This window comes from Flavobacterium sp. S87F.05.LMB.W.Kidney.N, assembly GCF_004366435.1.
Taxonomy (GTDB): Bacteria; Bacteroidota; Bacteroidia; order Flavobacteriales; family Flavobacteriaceae; genus Flavobacterium.
Map to the genome: position 1 here is coordinate 191,885 of NZ_SODX01000001.1, position 22,306 is coordinate 214,190.

Sequence of the window (22,306 nt, forward strand, 5' to 3'; positions counted from 1 at the left end):
TTCTTTACTTCAACGTTCCACATGGAACGTTATAAAAAAACCTTCATTTTCTTTAAACATGTTTCACGTGGAACGTTCTTAAAAATTAAAAATCACAACGTTTCACGTGGAACATTGAAAAATAAAAAAGAGATTTAATTACTGTTCCACGTGAAACATCTTCATCTTTTCTTCTTCCTTCGCTCTCATTAATTGAGCATCTTCTTCTGTTTTGTCTTTGTAACCGCAGTAATGAAGTATTCCATGAGAAAGTACTCTTTTCAATTCTTCAGCAAACGAAACATTGAAGTCTTTAGCGTTGTCTGCAACACGTTCCACAGATACAAAAATATCTCCATTTAACTCGTTGCCAACAGTATAATCAAAACTAATAATATCTGTAAGTGTATCGTGATCTAGATATTCAACATTGATTTTATGTAGATATTCATCATCACAAAATATATAATTGATCTCTCCTTCTTTTTTCTTTTCAGAAACAATCACAGCACTAAGCCAGTCACTAAAAGCCTGCTCGTCTCCTAAAGTAAAATCAGTTTCGTAATTAAAATTTATCATTTTGTATTAAAGTATTCTTGAACTTTTTGATTAAAATTCGAGCGCAAAGGTAGTGATTGTCTGTTTAATATCTCTACACTGTTTAAATATTCCAATAATGAACTTGGTAAAACATTCGAACGATTACTAAATTCAGCTTTATTGGTTTCAGATTGCCTTTGTGTATCTTGTCCTTGTTGCTGAACTGCGTTGTTTAGTTTCCATAATTCTTGTTGAATATTTAAGATACGCTGCAGGTTTTCATTCTTAAATCCTTTATTTAAAATTTGCTTTTCTGATTGCTTCATCTGATCGATTACAGATTTGCCTTGAGAATCTAAACCTTTCTTCGCTAATTCTTTTTGTAAAGCTTCACGAAGTTTAACCTGTTCTTTGTATATCTCCATTATAGCTTCTGCATCTCCTTCTCCATCTTCACCTTCATTTCCATTCTTATCTCCCTTTTCTCCTTTACCGCTTTTTCCATCTTTACCAGAAGAACCTTTATCACCGCTTTTGTTACCTTGCCCTTCTTTACCCTGACCTTCTTTTCCTTTTCCACTTTGTCCTTGACCAGACTTTCCTTCTTGACCTTCCCCAGGTTTATCACCAGGCTTTTGACCTGGTTTCATTCCTTCTTTCATTTTATCAGCAAGTCCTTTTTGTTTCTGAATAATATCTGGTAGTTGCATTCCTTGTCCGTCTCCAGGTTTAGGTTTTCCAGTACCCGGTTTAGACATAGACATCTGCATGTTGTTCAATAAATCACTTAGAAAATCGGCTAACTTATTGGCAGATGAAACTGCATATTGCTGGTGTGAAACTCCTCTTGGAATTTGAACATCTGTTAGAGTTTCTATAGCTTTATCCATGTTATATTGTACGTTGCCAATTTCTTTGGTTACGTCTTCAGCTACTTTTGGATTACGTAGTGAAAGTGCAAACAAACTATCATCAACATGTCTGAATTGTTGTTTCAAATTCTGCTGAATTTTAATGTTTTTTGTAAATGCAGATGAACCTAATTTCATAGATTTAAACTGTTTCATTACATCTTCTTGTGATAAAGAATATGCTAAAAGGTTGTCTAGAATCTGACGAAGCATTGCTACATCTTCTTCCATCTGTTCTTGCTCGCCGCCTTCCATTTCGCTCTGCATTTCCTGAGCCATGCTTTTCATTTTCTTTGAAGCACTTTTCTGTTTTGGCTTAGCCGAAGAAGTATTCTTTTTGCTTAATTCTTCTGAAGCTTTTTGAAGATCATTATCTACATCTTTCTCTTTTGAAGCATCAGATGGAATGTCCAAAGGTTTCTTCAAAGTCTTATTTTCCTCTTTCAAATCTTTTAAATCTTCTTGAATCTTATCAAAAGATTTATTGATTTCATCTTGTTTTTCTTTAGTGTTTTCTTTCTCTTTATTAGATAACTGTTCCTGTTGTTCTGACAGTTTATATAGTTTCTCAGCAACTTGTTCTGCTTTCTTAGAAACATAAAAACGCTTGGTCAACTCAACCAATTGTTCTAAATTACGAGATTGGTTTTTGCTGATTTGTTTGAACTTTTCCATCTTATCAAACAGTTCTTCACTGTTTAATTTATCGTTTAAGTTCTTCAATTCGTCTAATAACTTCTGATTCTTTTCTAAATCTTTCTGTGCATTATCTAAACGTTTTTGTAAATCTTCAGCCGTTTTATCTTTCTTATCATCCTTAAATTTATCTAAGTTCTGATTCATTTTTTCAGAAAACTGTTTCATCATTTCGTCTTGTTGTTTCTGACGTTTGATAAAATCATTGATCTTTTGCTGATCTTTAAACTCTAAATTATCTTTCTCTTTTCCGGTATTTTGAAGCTTATCCATTTCTGAAATCTGCTTGTTTTGGTTCTTCAAAGATTTAGATAAACTATTAATGTTTTGATTTTGCTGTTGCAATTCTTGATCTTGAATCTCGTCTGTTGTAGCTACACGATCTGAAAACGTTGAAGACTTTGTACTCTTAAAACCATGTGGCGCATCATTATCAAAAACTTCAAAATAGTATTCGTATGAAACTCCTTCCTCTACCGGAAGGTTACTTGGAAAATTAAAAACAAACTGATCGAATACACCAGCCTTTACCGGAATGTTTCCACGTTTAGCAGACTGAGGTTTGTTACGTTCGTAGTATACAATTTGTAGTTTTGAAAGTCCGTAATCATCACCTAATCTTCCTAAAATATAGTTCTTATCCAGCTTTAAACTGTCTGGTGCTGGACCAACATTGATGGTTGGAAACTGATCTTTGATAACAGACAGCTGATAATCTAGTTTTTCGTAGTTTTTTACCTTATCATTTGACGTAAGAATTTGATATTCTGTATTTTGAATAATATTTTTAGCCAATTTAAAGTCATTTTCTATCTTATTAAATCTAAAAACTTCATTATCTCTTTTCCATACAATTTCTTGAGTCGATTTGGTATTCATTTTCCAAGTTACCGTTGTTCCTTCAGGTACAATTGCGTTTCCAGTTCCTTGAATGGTCTCTGATTTTTTCTTTAGATAAGAAGGAAAATTCAAAATCATTTCAAAGTTTGCAATTGATGGAACAGTGATAACTTTCAATTCATATTCTTGAGAAGTAACATTATTTCCTTCAAAAGAAAAGCTAAGATCTTCTGCTGGTTTTTCAACTTTAAATTCAAACTTTCCTGGCTGTGAAGATTCCATAAAATAACTTTCATCACCAATATGAATCATTACATTTTCTGGAACAACATTCCCAACTGATTCCATTTTGATCACGAAATCTTTGTTTTGTTCTGCTTGCAAATTAGAATTTAAAACCACAAACTTAAAAGGAGCTGGCGGTAAAAATGCAGAATTGAAATGCACTACTCTATTCAAACTTTGAGAAATAATATTGCTATTTCCAGAAATATAAAACACTGCAAAAAGCAAAACTGGAACCAAAGCCAATGGCAGATATTTTTTATTGGCTTTAAAATTAATGGCATTTCCAAAAGGAATTGGCTGTAAAGAATTTGCTTTTTGTTCTATCGAAGCCAAAACCAATTCAGAACTTTCAGCATTATTATCAGCTGATAATTGTAAAAAGTTAGTTAGTTTATCACTTACTTCTGTGAAATGATTTCCAATAATTTTAGAGGCCTGAGTATAATCTATTCCTTTTTGAAGTTTAAATAATTTAAACAAAGGGAAAATAATTAATCGAACCAGAAGGAAAACTTCAACTGCAATAAATAACCAGAATAGAAAAGTTCTTCCTAAAGGTTTTAACCATAGAAAGTACTCTACAAAAAGCGTAAATAAAAAATACAATAAACCAAAACCAGTAAAAAGAAGCATTCCTTTTATCAGTTCGTTGGTATAATATTTCTTAATGAAAGCCTCGAGCTTCTGGTATATAGCAGATGTTGTTTTCAAAATAAATCTGTTTTAATTATAACCTATAAAAGTAGTAATTATAAAGATTCAAATTCCAAAAAATTAAATGCCAAATTCCAACTATTCACTGTGTTTGGAATTTGGAATTTTAAAAAATTGGGATTTATCTAAAGTTGTATCTTTGCAACAAAATTTTAAACAAATGTCAAAGCAAGTTCGCGTGCGTTTTGCACCAAGTCCAACTGGACCATTACATATTGGCGGAGTTCGTACTGCCCTATTTAATTATTTATTTGCAAAAAAACATAACGGTGTTTTTTATCTTCGAATTGAAGATACAGATCAGACCCGTTTTGTTCCAGGTGCAGAGGCTTACATTATGGAAGCACTTGAATGGTTAGGAATTGCTCCTGAAGAAACGGTTGGAAAAAATGAAAAATTTGGTCCATACAGACAAAGCGAACGTAAAGATTTGTACCAGCAATATGCAGATCAATTAATAAATTCTGGCTGGGCTTATTATGCTTTTGATACTCCTGAAGCTTTGGATGCACATAGAAAACAACACGAAGCTGAAGGAAAAACATTTATTTACAATCATCACAACCGTGAAAAATTAGATACTTCATTAGTAATTTCTGCAGAAGAAACTGCTAAAAGAATTGCAAATGGAGAGCATTATGTAATCCGTTTTAAAACTCCGGTTGATGAAACTTTACATTTGAAAGATATCATTCGTGGTGATGTGAAGTTTGAAACTAATCTTTTGGATGATAAAGTTTTGTTTAAAAGTGACGGAATGCCAACTTATCATTTAGCGAATATTGTAGATGATCATTTGATGGGAACTTCACATGTTATTCGTGGTGAAGAATGGCTGCCATCTATGCCACTTCACGTTTTATTATACAAAGCATTTGGTTGGGAAGCTCCAGAATTTGCTCATTTACCTTTGATTTTAAAACCAATTGGAAATGGTAAATTATCAAAAAGAGATGGTGACAAAATGGGATTCCCAGTATTTCCTTTAGAATGGAAAACTGAAGAAGGAGTTTCTTCTGGTTACAGAGAAAAAGGATTTTTCCCAGAAGCAGTTGTTAACTTCCTAGCTTTATTAGGATGGAATGATGGAACTGATAAAGAATTATTTTCTCTTGAAGAATTAGCAGAAGCTTTTGACTTAAATAGAGTTCATAAAGCAGGAGCTAAATTTGATCCAGAGAAAAACAAATGGTTCAATCACCAATATTTAGTAAAACAAAATGACGAAGATTTAGCTAAAGCCTTCACTCCTATTTTACAGGAAAAAGGAATTGACATTTCTAAATATGACATCACAAGAATTGTTTCATTAATAAAAGAAAGAGCGCATTTTGTTTCTGAATTTTGGGATCTAACAGATTTCTTTTTCCAAGCTCCAACATCTTATGATGAAAAAGCAAGCAAAAACTGGAAAGAAGAAACACCAGCTTTAATGCAGGAATTGATTTCTACTCTAGAATATATTGATGGCTTTGATTCGGCAAATATTGAAAGTGTTGTAAAAGATTGGTTAACCAAAAACGAAATCGGAATGGGTAAAGTTATGCAGCCTTTCCGTTTAAGTTTGGTTGGAGCTCTTAAAGGTCCTCACCTATTTGACATTGTTGAAATCATTGGAAAAGAAGAAACTATTTCGAGAATTCAGAAAGCGATAGCTACTTTATAATTAGAATTCGAATTAAAATTGAAACGCTAAGAAACATATCACAAATGTTCTTAGCGTTTTTTTAATGTCTAAAAATTTTATTTTAGAAGAATTTTCGTAATTTACCAAAATCATAAACATAAATTTTATAACCATGGGTACAGGATTAATTATCTTTTTAGTATTGGCATTCTTCATTTTCATGTCTTCTTTCTTTACAGTAAAACAGCAGAGTTCTGTCATAATAGAAAGATTCGGAAAATTTCAGAGTGTTAGAAATTCAGGATTACAACTTAAAATTCCGTTGGTAGATAGATTGGCCGGACGTGTAAATCTTAAAATCCAGCAATTAGATGTTATCATCGAAACTAAAACTAAAGACAACGTTTTTATTAAAATGAAAGTTTCAGTTCAGTTTAAAGTAATTCAAGACAAAGTGTATGATGCATTTTACAAACTAGAATATCCACACGATCAGATTACGGCTTACGTTTTTGACGTTGTCCGTGCCGAAGTTCCGAAACTAAAACTGGACGATGTTTTTGAAAGAAAAGATGATATTGCAATTGCGGTAAAAAGAGAATTGAATGAAGCAATGACTACTTACGGTTATGATATTATCAATACTTTGGTAACTGATATTGATCCAGATATCCAGGTAAAAAATGCAATGAACAGAATTAATGCTGCTGATAGAGAAAAAACTGCAGCAGAATTTGAAGCAGAAAGTTCAAGAATTAGAATCGTTGCAAAAGCAAAAGCAGAAGCAGAAAGTAAACGTTTACAAGGTCAAGGTATTGCAGATCAACGTCGTGAAATTGCTAGAGGTCTTGTAGAAAGTGTTGAAGTTTTGAACAATGTTGGAATTAATTCTCAAGAAGCATCTGCCTTAATTGTAGTTACACAACATTATGATACTCTACAATCTATCGGATCTGATACAAACTCTAACTTGATTCTTTTACCAAACTCACCACAAGCCGGAAGTGACATGTTGAATAATATGGTTGCATCATTTTCAGCTTCAAACCAAGTTGGCGAAATGATGAAGAAAAATAATAAAAAAGTAGAAAAACCAAAACAAATAAAACCTCAATCTGGTTATGAAGATGATATTCAACCAGATGTTCAGCAATAATTGTAAAATAAAAAAGAGGCTTAACTGCCTCTTTTTTTATTTGTAAACCAATTGATAACAAATGGTATTATAGATTGTAGTATTTGCGGATACGAATTTTTAAAATAATCTGTATACGATGAAACAAATCCGTTTACTATATTTTGCGGAGTTATGCTTTCTTTTGTTCTCTGAAAACTTAAAACCAATTTCTGATAATTGATATCTTTTTCCAATTTTAAGATTTCTAAATCTCTGTCAATTTCAGCATAAGATGAGTATTTTTTCTTTTCCATAATTCTCAATCGTTAAAAAATATTTCTGAAAACTTTTCTAAAATTGGTCCTTCAACCATTTTATCTTTTATAAAGAAAAGTAAAATAGTAAATAAAAGATAGATCCCTCCTACTGCTAAAAATCCTAGAGCATTACTGCCTAACAAATCTCCAAAAGCATAAGCTGCTGCAAAAGATCCAAAAATCAAAACCATACTAAAACACAATAATATTAACGTGAATTTAAAAATTAGCGTTGTTGATTTCATTGCAACTTTAAAACCCCAAAGTTTATAATAGGCCAAATGACTGTCGATGTAAACTTTAGTCTGATCCTGAATTTTTTCGGTGTTTTCTTTTAACTCTTCAAAAGCCATAACTAGATTTTTTAAAATAAAAAAAGCACAAAACTGTCTTATAAAAATAAGCAAGTTAAGTGCTTCTTGTACAATTTAATAGATTTTTATTTTTGAAGTTTAGCGTTTTGTGCTTTTAAATCAGCCAATTTAGATTCTAAAAAAGTGATCACTTCTTCTGTCTTATGACTTACATTTGAAAGTAAATCATTCAAAGTTCCATCAAGATTTTTTGTTGCACCTGTGAATTTTTCACGTAGTACTTCAGAACTTGCTTCAAATGAATCCTGCAAATTATGTTTTGCATCATCAATTCCTTCTTTAATTTTAGCTCGGGTTTTTGATCCTTTTTCTGGAGCAAATAAAATCCCGATTGCCGCTCCTACTGCAGCACCAGCTAAAATTGCTGCAATTGTATTTGAATTATTAGACATAACATTTCTTTTTAAGTGATTAATAAAGATAGTTCTTTTTTAAAATGCTAAACAGTAAAATTCAAAATTTAACAATAGAATTAATACACATAAGTAACTGCTTCATATTTTCCATCACCTTTTTCAACAATACTCACAAAAGGAGAACCATTTGAAGCCGACTTAGATTTTATTCTCATAGCAGTTTGTTTCTGGTTTGCAATTGGCGGTTCACCTTTTGTCCTTGTCGAGACACCAGTAAAACTAGCAGATTGCTTCAGTCCTATTGTCTTTTCCTGAGGCAGAACAGTTACCATTTTGTAATCGTCTTTTGAATCTACTATTATTTTATCAGAAATTTTTTGAGTTTGTTTGGTTTGCTTATTCGTAATTGATGAAACAGCATGTTTGCTAATTTTAATTTCTTCTGAACTTCCGTTTAGTGAATAATAAATTAAACCATTTTCGTTTTTTATGAAATTAACATCAAGTTGTTCACCATTGTGTTTTGTAATTTGATGTGTTTGTGAAATTGCAACATTTGCAAATAACATTGCTAGCGTAAAATATAAAATTTTCATGATAATTAGATTTAAATTAAAAATGATCAGATTTGAAATTTAAAAACTAAAGCTTAACACAAATTCAACATTATGGAATTTTGTACATTATGATACAATTTGAAAAATACCTTTTACGCGAAATATTATCAGGATTACATCACAATAAAAATGAGAACATAAAATTGTCTTTTCAAGAAATCAATTTTGAAGATTTACTGTTGTAAAAATTACGAGTTTTTAAAAACAATAAATTTCAGTTTAGTTTCTTTAACGGCAAATTTTAATTTTTATAAAAATCATCTCTGACTTTTGGTATTGAGTTAAAAATAGCAACTTTATAAACAATTGTATGTTAACAACCCGTTAAACTGATAAAAATAACAGCTAAAACTAAAATAAAGCTCATAAATAAACAATAAATCAAAAAACGAGTTACATATCAACTTGAATAAAAAAATGCGTTAAAATTAATTTATTTAAGCTATTCCTAATATATAAAAACTATAATAAATATAATTTTAATCAATTATAGTAATTATTAAATTAAACTATCGTTTTAAAATTTTAATCAAATTAATTTATATAATAAAAATCGGTTTTACATTATAAAAAAATAAAAAAGTTAGGAGAAGGTAAAAAATCTGGTCAAAAAATTCAAAACTTAAAATAAGCAGCAAATTTCCATCAATTTAAAAAATAGGATTCTAGAGATGGCTAAATTTAAAAAGCCTCTTATAATACATTTATGAAGGTCACTTTTAATTTATAAAATCTATATTTTTTATTATATACATCAATTTTAATAATAATAAAAATAAATTATCAAATACAAAATAGCGATAATACTAATTTATAATTTAAAATACACTAAAAAATTATACCAGAATTTCATTTAAAAATTTTTAAAGAAAAAAATTGACTAAAAAAAGTAAAATAGGTAGTAAAAAAAGTAAAATTTAAAATAAAGACTTGTAATAAAAGATCTTTTAAAATAAGATTAATGAGGTGGAAGATTAAAAAAAATGCTTTAAAATTAATTTATGAAAGCTATTTTTAATTTATAAAAATTATAGATTTTAATATTTTAATAAATTTTATATATAATAAAAAAAGCGCTTTTAAAAAGCGCTTCTCCATAGATTGTAATTATTTTATTTTTTTACCATCTCGGCAAGAATTTCAATTTCTCTCTCCGATGCATTTTTGGGAGGATTTGAATATAGTTTTAAAATTTCATCATCAAATTGATTTTTGAAACTTACTTCTTCGATATCTCTCAAATTTAATAATGCTTTAGATCGAACATAAGTTGATTCACTTTTTAAAGACATTGAATATAATTTCTTAATATCTTCTTCTTCAAAATCTGTTGATTTCCAACTTCCATATTTCAAAATAAATTGAGCAAACAACAACGAAGCCTTATTATTATTGATATTTTTCTTTAAAGAATTCTGTAAAAGTGAAAAACTAGTAACATTTTTAATGTTCTCCCCTATTGCACTTTCAATTGCAATACGTTCTGGTTTACTTTCAACTTTAAAATATTTGTTGATTTCTTTTAACGAATTATTAATGCTGTTTTCTTCTTTTTTACCTTTTTCTTCCCAAGCATCTTTTAGTCCAACAGTTTTGTTAAACACTAATTTTGAAGCAGTTGAGTCTTTATCAACAGTAAAATAACCCAAACGTTGAAACTGGAATTTATCTTCATTTTGAGCTGTAGCTAAACTTGGTTCAACATATCCAGTTACAATTTCTAATGAATTTGGATTCACAAAATCTAAGAAATTTTTCTCTTTATAACTGTCTGGAGCTTCATCTGTAAACAAACGATCGTATAAACGAACTTCTGCTTCTAATGCATGCTGAATTGAAACCCAATGCAATGTTCCAGATACTTTTCTTTGGCTTGCTTCTGTCCCGCTTCCGCTTAAAGAATCGGTATCATAAGTAACATGAATTTCAGTAATATTTCCTTCTGCATCTTTTATAACAGATTCACCTTTAATGATATAAGCATTTTTAAGACGAACTTCTTTTCCTAAAGTCAAACGGAAAAATTTAGCTGGAGCTTCTTCTAAAAAGTCTTCTCTTTCGATGTATAATTCACGAGAAAAAGGTACTTTTCTGAAACCTGCATTTTCATCTTCCTGATTATTTTCAGCTTCCAGCCACTCCTCTTTCCCTTCTGGATAATTGGTAATTACCAGTTTTACCGGATCTAAAACAGCCATTACACGAGGTGCAATTTTGTTCAAATCTTCACGAATACAAAATTCTAAAACCGATACATTGATTAAATTATCACGTTTTGCAATACCAATTGTATTAGCAAAATTACGCAAAGAAGCAGCTGTATAACCACGTCTTCTTAATCCAGAAATTGTTGACATTCTAGGATCATCCCAACCGTTAACATGCTTTTCCTTAACTAGTTGCTGTAATTTTCTTTTACTAACAACCGTATGTGATAAATTACGTCTGGCAAATTCTCTTTGTTTCGGACGCAGTTTATTTTCGTCTAAAATCTGGTCTAAAAACCAATCGTATAATTCACGGTGAGGCAAGAATTCAAGTGTACAAAATGAGTGTGAAATCTCTTCTAAATAATCACTTTGTCCGTGTGCCCAATCGTACATTGGATAAATTTTCCAGGCATCTCCAGTTCTATGATGATGCTTGTGTAAAATTCTGTACATGATAGGATCACGCATCAACATATTAGTTGATTTCATGTCTATTTTTGCACGAAGAATATGTGTACCAGCCTCAAATTCACCATTTTTCATTCTTTCAAATAAATCTAAATTTTCTTCAACTGAACGATTTCTGTACGGACTATCTGTCCCAACTGTTGATGGCGTTCCTTTTTGAATGGCCATATCTTCAGAAGACTGGCTATCAACATAGGCTTTATCTTTTTTAATTAATAAAACAGCCCAATCGTATAATTGTTGAAAGTAATCAGAAGCATAACGTTCTTCTGCCCAGGTATAACCCAGCCATTCAACGTCTTTTTTAATGGCGTCAACAAATTCCTGCTCTTCTTTTTCTGGATTTGTATCGTCAAAACGTAAATTTACAGGTGACTGATAATCAATACCTAAACCAAAATTTAAAGCAATAGAACTAGCGTGCCCAATGTGTAAATAACCGTTTGGTTCTGGTGGAAAACGAAAATGAAGTTTAGTTTGTGAAAGACCTGATTTTAGATCTTCCTCTATGATTTGTTCAATAAAATTGAGTGATTTCTCTTCTGATGCCATTATTTTATAGTAATTTTAGCAAAGATAAAAAAGTTTATAGTTAATAGTTTATGGTTTATGGTTTTCTTTGGAAACTTGTCAGTAAATCTGCAACTTAGAACTTGAAACTAAATTTATTATTACTTTTGTATAAATATTGAAGTTATGAGACAATTAACTGTTACAATTCCAGACGATTTTTACGAAACTTTTATTAGTTTTTTTAAACATGTTCCTGAAGTTTCTATAAATGAAACTCCAGAGAATGAAATTCCGCTTTGGCAGCAAGAAATGGTTTTAGAGCGTATTAAAAATGCAAAACCAGAAGACTACATTTGTTGGGAAGATTTTGAAAAAGAAATGGATAAGAAATGGCTCTAAAGAATTTTAAACTTCAAATACTTTCTCGAGCAAAAATAGAAGTTGATGAAGCAGCATACTATTATGAATCTAAAAACAAAGGACTAGGAAAATTATTCTATTTAGAATTTAAAAGTTACAGTAAAACATTAACTAATATTCCTTTTTTCGAAGAAAAATATAATATTGTCCGCACATTACCACTAAAGAAATTCCCTTATACCATTCATTTTACAGTAGATGAAAACGAAAAATTAGTTTCAATCCAAGCTGTAACATCCAATTATCAAGATCCAAACACTACAAGAATAAAATTATAAAAATGGGAATCATTAAACTTAAAAACATTCGCACTTTTTCGTACCACGGATGTTTAATTGAAGAAGGAAAAATAGGATCTGACTATACTGTAGATCTAAAAATTAAAACAAATCTTCAGAAATCGGCTGAAACAGATCATCTTTTAGACACTGTTGATTACGTTCATTTGAATAAAATTGTTACTGAAGAAATGGCAATTCGTTCGCATTTACTAGAACATGTAGCCAAAAGAATCAATATTCGTGTGCTGGCAGAGATAGAAACTGTAGAAAAAACAACAGTTTGGGTTTCTAAAATTAATCCTCCTATTGGTGGTGATGTTGAGTCAGTTACTATAAAAATGACAGAAATTAGAAAGTAATTATTTTATTTAAAATCGTATTTTTTCAAAATAGTTCATATGAAACTTTTGAAATTTAAAGATTTTAGTTACTTTTGCCATCCGTTCAAGCAATGGCGTCGTGGCCGAGCGGCTAGGCTGGGCTCTGCAAAAGCTCCTACTCCGGTTCGAATCCGGACGATGCCTCAAAAACCTTCAAAGCAATTTGAAGGTTTTTTTTATGTCTTGTCCTTGCGAGGAACGAAGCAATCTCACTACTATAGATTATAAATGTTGATATAATTAGTTAGATTGCTTCGTTCCTCGCAAAGACTTATAAACACAAAAAAGCCTCTGAAATTCAGAGGCTTAATTTTATATTTTTGAGTTATTAACAACTACTTTTCTATTTTTTCGAAAGCATTTTTAACCATTTCTTTTTCTTTTGGAAACCATCCTTGTGTGATTAAAGCAACTCCAAAGACCATTAAAACAATACTAATTCCTTTTTTGATTTTAACGATATTAGTTGGTGTCATTTTAGATTTTAATTGTTTGGCTAATACTATTTTAAGACAATCAACCAGTAAATAAGTAATGATAACTGATGTAAAAAAAGTAATCATTCTTGAGTTTTGCATTTCTAATTTTGGTCCTACAGAAATGATAACAGCCAGCCAAAAACCTAATACTCCAATGTTGATAACGTTGAGTAAAAAGCCTTTTATAAATAGACTTCCGTAGTTTCTTTTGATGATATCACGATCAATTTCTTCATCGTCTATTTTTTCTTCATTTTTTAAACGAACGAAAGAAATTATACCATAAGCCAGCATTATTATTCCTCCAAAAATAAACAAAGCTGGTTTATCTTTTAAACTCTGAATTAATCTGTAACTTCCTAAATACGCGATAGCTATAAAAAAAATATCACCTAGAACTACACCGAAGTCAAAGACAATTGCTGCTCTGAATCCTTTTGTAATACTGGTTTCTAGTAGTATAAAAAATACTGGACCTACCATAAAACTTAGAAAAAGTCCCCATGGCAGTCCAGCCAAAATATCATTTACCATCAAAATACAACTTGTTATTTTACTTCTTCGATTTTACCTCCAAAAACTGTTTTTTGATTTATTTGCTTTGGTTTTCCATAAATGTAAATAGAGCCTCCTGCGCTTACTTTTGCATCAACTAAGGTCGAAGCATTAACATCAGCTTTTCCTCCCGCAGAAACGCTTACATTAGTCTGAGAAGTCGCTAATTTACTTCCAAGGAAATAACCACCGGCTCCTAAACTGGCATCAAGGCTATCTGCTTTACCAGTTGCAGTGATTTCTCCACCAGAAACTGAACTTACTTTTAACTTATCAACATTCAAATCTACATTAATTTTTCCACCTTCCTGCGCACTTACTTTAAACGAAGTTGCTTTTAGTGTTTCTTTACTTGTAACTTCTGCTCCTTCATTAACATCAATCAATTCTATTCTTTTGTAATACAAAGTAATATCTAAATCATTTCCTGATAATAGTTTAGGAAAAGGCATTCTTAATTTTAATATTCCATTTTTATTGACAGCTTCAACCTCTGCTTCTCTTGCTCCTTTTATAACAACTTTATTCTCTGAAGATTGAACTAATTTTACACTTAACTTATCGTAAACTTTTACGGTATCAAATTCACCTAACTCTTTGGTAACCTGACCAAAAGACATTTGAACAAATAAAATTGCAGCTCCTATAATTAACTTTTTCATACTTTTATTTTTTTTAAATTAAACTTTATTCTGCTCTTCTTAAAAAATGAAAATCCAATTGTTTTTTAACTAAATCGGCATTTTTTACTTTAACATAAATTTCATCTCCTAATTGTAAAATACTATTTGAAGTTGCTCCAACTAACGCATATTGTTTTTCATCGAAAGTATAGTAATCATCTTTTATTTCTCTGATTCTTACCATTCCTTCGCATTTGTTAGAAACAATTTCAACATAAATTCCCCATTCTGTAACTCCTGAAATAACTCCCAAAAATTCTTCATCCTGATGATCCTGCATGTATTTAACCTGCATGTATTTAATACTGTCACGCTCAGCATTTGTCGCTAAACTTTCCATATTGGAACAATGCAGACATTTTGTTTCGTACACTTCTTCGTCTACAGAAGCTCCACCATCCAGATAATACTGCAGCAAACGGTGTACCATAACGTCTGGATAACGACGAATTGGCGATGTAAAATGGCTGTAATAATCAAAAGCTAAACCGTAATGACCAATATTATCTGTAGAATATTTGGCTTTACTCATACTTCTAATCGCAAGAGTGTCGATTAAGTTCTGTTCTTTTTTACCATTTACTTCTTCCATCAATGCATTCAAAGACTTTGAAATATCGCCTTTGTTACGGAAATCTATTTTATAACCAAATTTAGCAATTACGGTTTGCATCGCAATTAATTTTTCTTCGTTTGGTTCGTCGTGAATCCTGTAAACAAATGTTTTCTTTTGTTTTCCAATGTATTCAGCCACTTTTCTGTTGGCTAAAAGCATGAATTCTTCAATCAAATGATTGGCATCTTTAGATACTTTAAAGTAAACTCCTTCTGGTTCACCTTCTGCATCCAAATTAAATTTCACTTCAACTTTATCAAAAGAAATAGCACCATTCTGCATTCTTTTCTTTCTTAAAATCTTCGCTAATTCATCTAATTTTAAAGTTGCTTCTGTAATTTCATCTGAAACAACATAAGATTCTCCAGTAATTGAAACATCAACTGGAATTGTATTATCTTTTGTTTCAATAATATACTGTGCTTCTTCGTAAGCAAAACGCTGATCTGAATAAATTACTGTTCTACCAAACCATTGGTTAATAACTTGTGCGGTTGGCGAAACTTCGAATATCGCAGAGAATGTATATTTCTCTTCATTCGGACGAAGTGAACAGGCAAAATTAGATAAAACTTCAGGAAGCATTGGCACTACCCTATCTACTAAGTAAACAGAAGTTGCTCTTTGATAAGCTTCATCATCCAAGATTGTACCTTCTTCCAAATAATATGAAACATCGGCAATGTGAATCCCAATTTCGTAGTTTCCGTTTTCTAACTTTTTGAATGACAAGGCATCATCAAAATCCTTTGCATCTTTTGGATCTATCGTAAACGTAAGCGTATCACGCATATCACGACGTTTCGCTATTTCAGATTCCTGAATCGAAGTATCTATTTTTTGTGCATAAACCTCTACTTCTACCGGAAAATCTGATGGAAGTCCATATTCCGCTAAAATAGCGTGAATCTCAGTATTGTGTTCACCAGGTTTTCCTAAAACTTTTATGACAGATCCAAACGGACTGTCAGCTCTTTTTGGCCAATCTTCGATCTTAACTAAAACAACATCACCGTTTTCTGCTTCACCAATTTTATCCTTCGGAATAAAAATATCGGTATACATTTTAGGATTTGCAGTAGAAACAAATGCAAAATTTGGCTGCATATCAATTACACCAACAAATTCTGTTTTATCTCTTTCTACAACTTCAATTACTTCACCTTCAGGTCTTTTACCTTTTCTTCTATTATAAACATAGACTTTTACTTTGTCTTTATCTAATGCACGATTCAAATTATTGGTCGGAATAAAAACATCTTCTGCAAAATCTGGACAAATAAAATAAGCAGTTTTTCTGCTCGTCATATCTATTGTTCCTTCGTAGTAATCCTGACTTTCGGCTTTTACTAGATATTTTCCAGGCTCTGATTCTATAATTTTCTTTTGCGAAGCTAGAATTTTTAGTTCTTTTATAATTTGATTCCTGCTATTGGTATCGTCAAGTTCAAGCTTTGCTCCTATTTGTTTATAATTGAATGGTTTATTAGCATTTTGCGATAAAATCTTTATTATTTTTCCAGAGAAATCTTTCTCTTTTTTTATCGGCTTTCTAATTTTCTTACTCATATATCTTTTCTTATAAGGTTTAAAATTACAAATAAGAAATCAGATAATACTTTTTAACAAATAGAATTATTAAAAATATAACTTTTCGTACATTTACAAAAACACCTCATATGGAAAGCTTTAAGACCATCGCCATATTCAATTATCAGCACGAAACAGTGGTTCTCAAACACTTACTGGAACAGGAACAAATCCCTTATTTTTTCGAAAACGAAATGACACTTTCAGTAGTCCCAATGTACACTTCGGCGCTGGGTGGAATCAAACTTAAAGTTCATCCCAACGATTTCGAACAAGTTCAAGAAATTCTTGACAGACTAAACAATCCTCTAAAAATCGTTTAAACAAATTCTTTTTTCAAACTAAATTCAATTTTTTTCTTTTTAAACTTTTTTAGTTTTCAACATATATTAAATACAACAAAAAAGATTTTTAAAAATTTAAAAAAATTTGTTGGTTATTATAGTGTGTTAATATGTCGAATAAATTTATTTTTAAAAGCATTGAAATGAAGTTTCTCTTAGTTATTTTGAGTTATCAACATAGTTATTTTTAGTTAAATGATTAATTTATAAGACTTTTTGTATTTTAATTAACAACGGTTGACAACCAAAATTGAATTGATTTTGTAGATAAGTTCATATGTTGATATTTGTTGAAAATGGCATTTTTGATATTGATAACTTTTCTAAAAATTCCCGAAACTTTATTAGGATTTTTGATTCCAGTTTTGGATTAGGTTTTTTTTCGACACAACCAAAAAAAACTTCTAATTTTCTTTTCGAACTTATTAACAGTTTCTGTTAATTTAAAGTTAACTGAATATCAACGAATTACAAACTCCTATTAACACCCTAAAATTTTAACAAATATTCTGATTATTCTTTATTGATTATGAGATACTTATGAAGTTATTAAAATTGTTAATAAGTGGTAAATATTTGATATTACGTAAGTTATCTTTCTAAGCTTTTTGCTATGAATTTCACGAATCTACACGAATTTATATTGGAATGTTTATATAGTATTCAAAAAAGAAAATAATTTGTGAAAATTGGTGTAATTCGTGGCAACCATTTATTAATTGAGTAAATTTGTACTACACAACTTAATAGTATAGAAAATGAAAATATCGATAGGAAACGACCACGCTGGACCAGAATATAAAAAAGCAATTGTTGAAATGCTTAAAGCAAAAGGATACGAAGTAACGAATTACGGAACTGATACTGATGCTTCTGTAGATTATCCAGATTTTGGACATCCAGTTGCAAATGATGTATCTGAAGGAAAAGCTGATTTTGGAATTGTGATCTGCGGAAGCGGTAACGGAATTGCAATGACTGTTAATAAACATCCGAAAGTGAGAGCTGGTTTATGCTGGACTAAGGAAATTGCTTATTTGACACGTTTGCATAACGATGCTAATATTGTAAGTATTCCGGCGCGCTTTACTTCTATTCATCAAGCAGTTGAAATCGTTGAAACTTTCCTGACAACAGCTTTTGAAGGCGGAAGACATCAAAACAGAGTTAATAAGATTGCTTGTTCGTAAAAAGTCAAAAAAAATCGGGTGCTTCGCACCAATGTAAATAAACAAGCCGGGCGGATTTTTAAAATTCATCCGGTTTTTTTATTTAAAGTACTTACATTCAATATATTGAAGTTATTTTAAATTATACTTTTTAAGGTTATTAACAATGTTAATATCTATATTTTTTGAGTTAGCATGAAGTAAATTAAAACAACTTGTAGTAAAAGAATCAATAAGAATTTGACAATAAATGAAGTTTTACTCGTTTTATGTTTAAAGAAAAACATAGCTGTTAATAAACCTATTGTTCCGCCAATTGTTTGAAGAAAAAACAAAGTATTTTCAGGAATTCTTCGTTTATTTTTTCGAGCCAGATATTTATCGTATCCAGCAAGAATAAAAAGAACAATATTTATAAATAAAAAATAGAGTAAAAAAATTTCCATTGGCGTAAAATTAAAAACAAAGATATTATTTTAGCCGAATCATTGATGAATTTACAAATCGTTTTAACAAGTAAATTATATCATGTTGTAATTAAGAATTTATTTCATTAAACGTATGACTAATATTCAATTCATTGCCAAATCTGTTCAGGCACCTGCAGTCAGCATTCAAAACACCGTAAAATTATTAGAGGAAGATTGTACAATTCCGTTTATTTCGAGATACCGAAAAGACGCGACTGGTAATCTTGATGAAACTGTAATTGAACAGATTGCAAAATTGCAGAAAGATTTTGACACACTTGTAAAGCGTAAAGAAGCAGTTCTGAAATCTATTGAAGAACAAAAAGCGCTCACGGCGGATTTGAAGAAAAAAATTGAAGACAGTTTTGATCTGCAGGAAATTGAAGATTTCTATCTTCCGTACAAAAAGAAGAAAAAAACAAAAGCAGATGTTGCCCGCGAGTTTGGTTTAGAGCCTTTGGCAAAAATCATAATGTCTGAAAGTGATGTTGATGTCGATTTTGTTTCGACACAATACATTAATGAAAATGTGATTAATGAAGAAGCGGCTATGCAAGGCGCAAGAGATATTGTGGCAGAATGGATTAATGAAAATATTTATGTTCGTAAACAGCTTCGTAGATTATATCAACGAAAAGCAACAATTGCAACCAAAGTCGTAAAAAAGAAAGCGGAAGAAGAAGGAGCACAAAAATTCAGTCAGTATTTTGATTGGGAGGAGCCTTTGACAAAAGCGCCGGCGCATCGTTTATTGGCAATGCTTCGCGCTGAAAACGAAGGTTTTATTAAAATGAAAATAGATGTTGATATCGATGATGCTTACGATGTTATTGACGAAATCATTATTAAAAAACAAAATAGCACAACAGCTCATTTGCAGTTAGCAATTGAAGATAGTTACAAACGTTTATTAAACCCAGCAATTGGAAACGAAACACTTCAGGAAGCAAAAGCAAAAGCCGATGCGAATTCTATTCAGGTTTTTGCCAACAATTTAGGACAATTATTATTGGCACCGCCTTTGGGAGAAAAACGTATTCTGGCAATCGATCCAGGATTTAGAAGCGGTTGTAAAGTAGTTTGTCTAGACGAAAAAGGCGATTTGTTATATAACGAAACGATTTACCCGCACGCGCCTCAAAACGAAGAATCTATGGCGATTAAAAAAATTCGTTCGATGGTTAACGCCTATCAAATTGATGCGATTTCTATTGGAAATGGAACTGCTTCGCGCGAAACCGAATTTTTCATCAAAAAAATCGCGTTCGACAAACCAGTGCAGGTTTTTATAGTTTCTGAGGCTGGAGCTTCAGTTTATTCAGCTTCCAAAATTGCGAGGGAAGAATTTCCAAATTATGATGTAACGGTTCGTGGTTCGGTTTCTATCGGAAGAAGGCTTTCAGATCCTTTAGCCGAATTGGTAAAAATTGACCCAAAAGCCATTGGAGTAGGTCAGTATCAGCACGATGTTGACCAAACGAAATTAAAAGAAGAATTGGATAACACCGTAATTCGCTGCGTAAACTCGGTTGGAATTAACATCAACACCGCAAGTAAACATTTACTGAGTTATGTGAGTGGAATAGGAGAGAAGCTGGCAGAAAACATCGTACAATACCGCTCTGAAAACGGACCTTTTGAAGACAGAAAACAGTTGAAAAAAGTGCCTCGTTTGGGAGATAAGGCTTATCAACAAGGAGCAGCGTTCATTAGAATTACAAATGCTAAAAATCCGCTGGATAATTCGGCAGTGCATCCAGAGGCTTATCCAGTTGTGGAGAAAATGGCAAAAGATTTGAAAATTTCTGTAAACGAATTAATTGCTAATAAAGAGAAAACAGCGCTTATTAAGGCCGAAAACTATATTACACCTGAAATTGGTTTGCTTACGCTAAAAGACATCATAAAAGAGCTGGAAAAGCCTGGCTTAGACCCAAGAAAGTCGGCTAAGGTTTTTGAATTTGACGCCAATGTAAAATCAATCAAAGATTTGAAAACAGGAATGATTTTACCTGGAATTGTGAATAACATTACCAACTTCGGCTGTTTTGTTGACATCGGAATCAAAGAAAGCGGTTTAGTACATATTTCACAGTTAAAAGCTGGATTTGTAAGCGATGTAAACGAGGTTGTAAAATTACATCAGCATGTTGATGTGAAGGTTACGGAAGTTGATGAAGATAGAAAAAGGATTCAGCTGACGATGATTTTATAAAATTCCAATTTATAAAATTCCAAATTCCAAACTGTTTGGAATCTTTAAATGAAAAACTCCCAAATTACAATTGTAATTTGGGAGTTTCTATTTTTAGACTATTTCAAAATCACTTTTTTGGTAATGTTTTTAAAATCATCATTGGATATTTTTACCAAATAAACTCCTCGCGCTTGGTTGGCTAAATTTATTTCTGTCAATTCTGAAGTTGTTTTTTGTTGATGAATAACACTCCCTGAAGGAGATATTATCGAGATAGTAGATTTCCCAGGTGCACTAACTGTGATTCGATCAGCGCTCGGATTTGGAAAAAGCGTAACAGTAGATTTTTCAATATCAAAATTTTCATTGGACAAAGTAGCAGTTGGAGGCAGATAAAAATTACCAGTTAGTAAAAAAGAATATAATGTTTTTAGGGTGTGATTGAAGTAGCTGTTTGGTTCGTTGAGGTTTTTTAAATCGGTGTAAGAAGCATCTAAATGCGCTTGATTTTCTCCAGCCATTGCAGCACAGGCAAATGCACCCACAAAAGTAGCATTGTGCCATTGGCCGCTTACTGTTCCGTTTTGATTGTATCCATCTTTAATATTTGCCGAACCTCCAAGATTAACACGAACAAAATCAGATGATTTCTTAGCATAAGTTTTGGCATCGGCATTTCCATACCATAAATAATCAACCGCAATACGCCAAGGAGTTCTTGCAGCATCATATGTATATCCTTTTCCGGAATTGTTATATCCGTTTGCTGCAGCTATAGCAGAATAAGCGCCAGAAGCTTCGCACCAGTCCGAAACTAATCCGCCAACGGCATTGTTTACAGTAAGATTATTGTTAATAACCGTATAAGATTTCGCTGCAACCTGATTCCAAAAAACGACATCATTTGTAAAAACTCCAAATGCTCTGTAATAAGCAGGCGAGAAGTAAGAAGGATTTGTGATTTGGCTGCCGCCGAATTGATCTCCAGGTTTTAAAACATAAGTATTGGCTTCCACTTCATAATTTTTAATAGCAGAAATTAAAGCAGTCGCATCGGTTTTGTAGTTAATGTTACCACTGCTTCCCCATTGATAATCGGCAACGATAAGGGCAAATGCAGCATCAAGTTCTGCATCTGTAGCTCCGTTTTGACCAATAGCTCCAGAACAGCCATTAATTTTCCAGTTCATTACTTTGTTGCTGTTTACATTGTCTTTATAATACAACCAAAGTCCATCAAAAAGGTTTTTGTCTGCCATGTAAGCAGATAAGAGCATTCCGTATCCAATTCCTTCAGAAACTGTTTGAGAAGAAGTATCAAATTTCACTCTGTATCTTCCGTTAGAACAAGACTCAACAAAATTGTTTTTCCAAATATCATAATTGTTTTGGGCATCCAGACTGTTTTTGGGTGAAGGCATCAAGCCATTCGCAAAAACAACATTGGCAGGAAAGGGCTGCTTTTGTGCATTACTTTTGAGGCACAAAAAAGCAACAGTAATTAGAAGTAGGTTTTTCATAATTATTGTTTAATAGATTTAGGGACTCTAAAAGT

20 protein-coding genes and 1 tRNA gene are annotated in these 22,306 nt (G+C 31.5%); 9 read left to right on the plus strand and 12 right to left on the minus strand.

The features are described 5' to 3' along the window. Window positions 1-138 precede the first annotated feature (138 nt). Window positions 139-558 carry an rRNA maturation RNase YbeY gene (gene ybeY, locus EDB96_RS00825; RefSeq protein WP_134138785.1) on the minus strand — a complete coding sequence of 140 codons (420 nt, stop codon included), beginning with the start codon at window positions 556-558 and terminating at the stop codon, window positions 139-141. Continuing rightward, window positions 555-3,965 carry a hypothetical protein gene (locus tag EDB96_RS00830; protein ID WP_134138786.1) on the minus strand — a complete coding sequence of 1,137 codons (3,411 nt, stop codon included), beginning with the start codon at window positions 3,963-3,965 and terminating at the stop codon, window positions 555-557. The genes ybeY and EDB96_RS00830 overlap by 4 nt, the downstream gene beginning before the upstream one ends. Window positions 3,966-4,128: 163 nt before the next feature. Between EDB96_RS00830 and gltX the strand changes: the two genes are divergently transcribed. After that, window positions 4,129-5,634, plus strand: a complete 1,506-nt coding sequence (gene gltX, locus EDB96_RS00835) for a glutamate--tRNA ligase (RefSeq protein ID WP_134138787.1) — start codon at window positions 4,129-4,131, stop codon at window positions 5,632-5,634. A gap of 133 nt (window positions 5,635-5,767) precedes the next feature. Beyond that, window positions 5,768-6,751, plus strand: coding sequence for an SPFH domain-containing protein (locus EDB96_RS00840; protein WP_057115451.1), 984 nt, complete (start codon window positions 5,768-5,770; stop codon window positions 6,749-6,751). 20 nt (window positions 6,752-6,771) lie between these two features. Here EDB96_RS00840 and EDB96_RS00845 read toward each other — a convergent pair whose 3' ends face one another. From EDB96_RS00845 to EDB96_RS00865, 5 genes are all read right to left on the minus strand, one after another. Next, window positions 6,772-7,026: a DUF6327 family protein gene (locus EDB96_RS00845; protein WP_134138789.1), complete on the minus strand. Its 255-nt coding sequence runs from the start codon at window positions 7,024-7,026 to the stop codon at window positions 6,772-6,774. A gap of 5 nt (window positions 7,027-7,031) precedes the next feature. After that, a complete protein-coding gene (locus EDB96_RS00850; RefSeq protein ID WP_134138790.1) occupies window positions 7,032-7,382 on the minus strand; it encodes a competence protein in 351 nt (116 codons plus the stop codon). 86 nt (window positions 7,383-7,468) lie between these two features. Next, window positions 7,469-7,795, minus strand: coding sequence for a YtxH domain-containing protein (locus EDB96_RS00855; RefSeq protein WP_057115454.1), 327 nt, complete (start codon window positions 7,793-7,795; stop codon window positions 7,469-7,471). Between the two features lie 80 nt (window positions 7,796-7,875). Further along, on the minus strand, window positions 7,876-8,355 hold the full coding sequence (locus EDB96_RS00860; RefSeq protein WP_057115455.1) for a hypothetical protein: 480 nt from the start codon (window positions 8,353-8,355) through the stop codon (window positions 7,876-7,878). Window positions 8,356-9,488: 1,133 nt separating this feature from the next. Further along, complete coding sequence (locus tag EDB96_RS00865) at window positions 9,489-11,606, minus strand: glutamine--tRNA ligase/YqeY domain fusion protein (protein WP_134138792.1); 2,118 nt, start codon at window positions 11,604-11,606, stop codon at window positions 9,489-9,491. A 144-nt stretch (window positions 11,607-11,750) separates the two neighbouring features. Between EDB96_RS00865 and EDB96_RS00870 the strand changes: the two genes are divergently transcribed. The 4 genes from EDB96_RS00870 (at window position 11,751) to EDB96_RS20975 (ending at window position 12,792) form a co-directional block, all read left to right on the plus strand. Continuing rightward, a complete protein-coding gene (locus EDB96_RS00870; RefSeq protein WP_134138794.1) occupies window positions 11,751-11,966 on the plus strand; it encodes a hypothetical protein in 216 nt (71 codons plus the stop codon). Continuing rightward, a complete protein-coding gene (locus EDB96_RS00875) occupies window positions 11,957-12,265 on the plus strand; it encodes a hypothetical protein (protein WP_134138795.1) in 309 nt (102 codons plus the stop codon). The genes EDB96_RS00870 and EDB96_RS00875 overlap by 10 nt, the downstream gene beginning before the upstream one ends. Before the next feature lie 2 nt (window positions 12,266-12,267). Next, on the plus strand, window positions 12,268-12,627 hold the full coding sequence (folB, locus tag EDB96_RS00880) for a dihydroneopterin aldolase (protein WP_129745791.1): 360 nt from the start codon (window positions 12,268-12,270) through the stop codon (window positions 12,625-12,627). Window positions 12,628-12,721: 94 nt separating this feature from the next. Continuing rightward, window positions 12,722-12,792 (plus strand) — tRNA-Cys (locus tag EDB96_RS20975). Between the two features lie 191 nt (window positions 12,793-12,983). Here EDB96_RS20975 and EDB96_RS00885 read toward each other — a convergent pair. The 3 genes from EDB96_RS00885 to rnr are packed head-to-tail and all read right to left on the minus strand — an operon-like array spanning window position 12,984 to window position 16,550. Then, the gene (locus EDB96_RS00885; protein ID WP_057115459.1) at window positions 12,984-13,661 is read right to left on the minus strand and encodes a LysE family translocator; all 678 of its coding nucleotides are present in this window, start codon (window positions 13,659-13,661) and stop codon (window positions 12,984-12,986) included. A gap of 14 nt (window positions 13,662-13,675) precedes the next feature. Next, window positions 13,676-14,344, minus strand: a complete 669-nt coding sequence (locus EDB96_RS00890; protein WP_134138796.1) for a head GIN domain-containing protein — start codon at window positions 14,342-14,344, stop codon at window positions 13,676-13,678. A gap of 25 nt (window positions 14,345-14,369) precedes the next feature. Next, window positions 14,370-16,550 (minus strand): ribonuclease R, encoded by a 2,181-nt coding sequence (rnr, locus tag EDB96_RS00895; protein ID WP_134138797.1) that lies wholly within the window; start codon window positions 16,548-16,550, stop codon window positions 14,370-14,372. A gap of 110 nt (window positions 16,551-16,660) precedes the next feature. Between rnr and EDB96_RS00900 the strand changes: the two genes are divergently transcribed. Then, entirely contained in the window at window positions 16,661-16,894 is a 234-nt protein-coding gene (locus tag EDB96_RS00900; RefSeq protein WP_134138798.1) for a DUF2007 domain-containing protein, read from the plus strand. Window positions 16,895-17,673: 779 nt separating this feature from the next. Further along, on the plus strand, window positions 17,674-18,105 hold the full coding sequence (gene rpiB, locus EDB96_RS00905; RefSeq protein WP_057115463.1) for a ribose 5-phosphate isomerase B: 432 nt from the start codon (window positions 17,674-17,676) through the stop codon (window positions 18,103-18,105). A gap of 155 nt (window positions 18,106-18,260) precedes the next feature. Here rpiB and EDB96_RS00910 read toward each other — a convergent pair whose 3' ends face one another. Next, complete coding sequence (locus tag EDB96_RS00910) at window positions 18,261-18,530, minus strand: DUF1294 domain-containing protein (RefSeq protein WP_057115464.1); 270 nt, start codon at window positions 18,528-18,530, stop codon at window positions 18,261-18,263. A gap of 115 nt (window positions 18,531-18,645) precedes the next feature. On the opposite strand from EDB96_RS00910, the gene EDB96_RS00915 reads away from it, so the two are divergent. Continuing rightward, entirely contained in the window at window positions 18,646-20,769 is a 2,124-nt protein-coding gene (locus tag EDB96_RS00915; protein WP_057115465.1) for a Tex family protein, read from the plus strand. A 98-nt stretch (window positions 20,770-20,867) separates the two neighbouring features. Here the strand turns inward: EDB96_RS00915 and EDB96_RS00920 are convergent, their stop codons facing one another. Next, window positions 20,868-22,271 carry a glycosyl hydrolase family 8 gene (locus EDB96_RS00920; protein ID WP_057115466.1) on the minus strand — a complete coding sequence of 468 codons (1,404 nt, stop codon included), beginning with the start codon at window positions 22,269-22,271 and terminating at the stop codon, window positions 20,868-20,870. Window positions 22,272-22,306: the final 35 nt, after the last annotated feature.

What these genes read in the sequence shown, in the direction of transcription:
- EDB96_RS00855 (WP_057115454.1), bottom strand. Translation starts at nt 7,795, where the DNA reads ATGTCTAATAATTCAAATACAATTGCAGCAATTTTAGCTGGTGCTGCA.
- EDB96_RS00850 (WP_134138790.1), bottom strand. Translation starts at nt 7,382, where the DNA reads ATGGCTTTTGAAGAGTTAAAAGAAAACACCGAAAAAATTCAGGATCAG.
- EDB96_RS00900 (WP_134138798.1), top strand. Translation starts at nt 16,661, where the DNA reads ATGGAAAGCTTTAAGACCATCGCCATATTCAATTATCAGCACGAAACA.
- ybeY (WP_134138785.1), bottom strand. Translation starts at nt 558, where the DNA reads ATGATAAATTTTAATTACGAAACTGATTTTACTTTAGGAGACGAGCAG.
- rpiB (WP_057115463.1), top strand. Translation starts at nt 17,674, where the DNA reads ATGAAAATATCGATAGGAAACGACCACGCTGGACCAGAATATAAAAAA.
- EDB96_RS00875 (WP_134138795.1), top strand. Translation starts at nt 11,957, where the DNA reads ATGGCTCTAAAGAATTTTAAACTTCAAATACTTTCTCGAGCAAAAATA.
- EDB96_RS00920 (WP_057115466.1), bottom strand. Translation starts at nt 22,271, where the DNA reads ATGAAAAACCTACTTCTAATTACTGTTGCTTTTTTGTGCCTCAAAAGT.
- EDB96_RS00860 (WP_057115455.1), bottom strand. Translation starts at nt 8,355, where the DNA reads ATGAAAATTTTATATTTTACGCTAGCAATGTTATTTGCAAATGTTGCA.
- gltX (WP_134138787.1), top strand. Translation starts at nt 4,129, where the DNA reads ATGTCAAAGCAAGTTCGCGTGCGTTTTGCACCAAGTCCAACTGGACCA.
- EDB96_RS00865 (WP_134138792.1), bottom strand. Translation starts at nt 11,606, where the DNA reads ATGGCATCAGAAGAGAAATCACTCAATTTTATTGAACAAATCATAGAG.
- EDB96_RS00840 (WP_057115451.1), top strand. Translation starts at nt 5,768, where the DNA reads ATGGGTACAGGATTAATTATCTTTTTAGTATTGGCATTCTTCATTTTC.
- EDB96_RS00910 (WP_057115464.1), bottom strand. Translation starts at nt 18,530, where the DNA reads ATGGAAATTTTTTTACTCTATTTTTTATTTATAAATATTGTTCTTTTT.
- rnr (WP_134138797.1), bottom strand. Translation starts at nt 16,550, where the DNA reads ATGAGTAAGAAAATTAGAAAGCCGATAAAAAAAGAGAAAGATTTCTCT.
- EDB96_RS00870 (WP_134138794.1), top strand. Translation starts at nt 11,751, where the DNA reads ATGAGACAATTAACTGTTACAATTCCAGACGATTTTTACGAAACTTTT.
- EDB96_RS00885 (WP_057115459.1), bottom strand. Translation starts at nt 13,661, where the DNA reads ATGGTAAATGATATTTTGGCTGGACTGCCATGGGGACTTTTTCTAAGT.
- folB (WP_129745791.1), top strand. Translation starts at nt 12,268, where the DNA reads ATGGGAATCATTAAACTTAAAAACATTCGCACTTTTTCGTACCACGGA.
- EDB96_RS00890 (WP_134138796.1), bottom strand. Translation starts at nt 14,344, where the DNA reads ATGAAAAAGTTAATTATAGGAGCTGCAATTTTATTTGTTCAAATGTCT.
- EDB96_RS00915 (WP_057115465.1), top strand. Translation starts at nt 18,646, where the DNA reads ATGACTAATATTCAATTCATTGCCAAATCTGTTCAGGCACCTGCAGTC.
- EDB96_RS00845 (WP_134138789.1), bottom strand. Translation starts at nt 7,026, where the DNA reads ATGGAAAAGAAAAAATACTCATCTTATGCTGAAATTGACAGAGATTTA.